Origin of the sequence: Vibrio sp. 10N.261.51.A4 (assembly GCF_041471945.1) — a bacterium.
Lineage (GTDB): Bacteria > Pseudomonadota > Gammaproteobacteria > Enterobacterales > Vibrionaceae > Vibrio > Vibrio crassostreae_C.
Genome location: NZ_JBFRPJ010000138.1, coordinates 1 through 704, shown reverse-complemented (window position 1 = coordinate 704; position 704 = coordinate 1). Strand labels below are relative to the sequence as shown.

Annotated in this window: 1 protein-coding gene; it reads left to right on the top strand. The window is 38.9% G+C overall.

The window, feature by feature from the left end:
• The first annotated feature begins 163 nt into the window (after positions 1 to 163).
• Complete coding sequence (locus tag AB4384_RS23100) at positions 164 to 688, top strand: hypothetical protein (protein WP_372130170.1); 525 nt, start codon at positions 164 to 166, stop codon at positions 686 to 688.
• Positions 689 to 704 lie beyond the last annotated feature (16 nt).

Below are 704 nucleotides of genomic sequence, written 5' to 3'. Positions count from 1 at the left end.
CTCACATTACCCGATTGGAGCGCTTATTATCCATACAAACAATTTAAGACGGATTCCCAACGCTCGGCATTTTCGGTTTGCTTTGAATTTAGTGTTTACGGCACAATACTTTAAGTTCAGTGGTCTGCGTTGCTCACTACTTAACGCGGCTGAATGAGGATATATGAAGAAAAAACTAAGTCGTTCCAAGCTGCTAAAATGGCTTAAAAAGTCAGCTAGTATTACGTTGATTTCCATTAGCCTTGTAAATAACGTATCAACGATTGTTTCTAATACATCATCTCCAAAGCTTGTTGTTCAAGCTATGGAGCAGCGAATAGACTCGTTCCCTAAAGGTACCTATTTAGTCGAATACGAGAGAAATGAAGACGAAGACTTAGATGATATTCCATACACCAAAGTTGTATGGGCTGCGGCATATGACGCAAATATGTCTTCCGGCGGTAAGATACTGAATTTAACTTCCCTATTAGATGAGCTTAGTGATTTTGAATATGTTATCAGCTCTGTTAAAGACACTGGCGCATATAACTTGACTACAGTGTTTGCAAAACAACCAGAAGATCCGCTTGAACTTGAAGAGTTGCTCGGAACTTTAAATAAGTATGCATCCTTTGTCACGGTAGAAGATGGTTCTGGTGAAATAAATCTAGGAAACTCATTTTTAGGCGGGAAAAAATTCACATAACAAGAGACTATGGCGT

What these genes read in the sequence shown, in the direction of transcription:
- AB4384_RS23100 (WP_372130170.1), top strand. Translation starts at nt 164, where the DNA reads ATGAAGAAAAAACTAAGTCGTTCCAAGCTGCTAAAATGGCTTAAAAAG.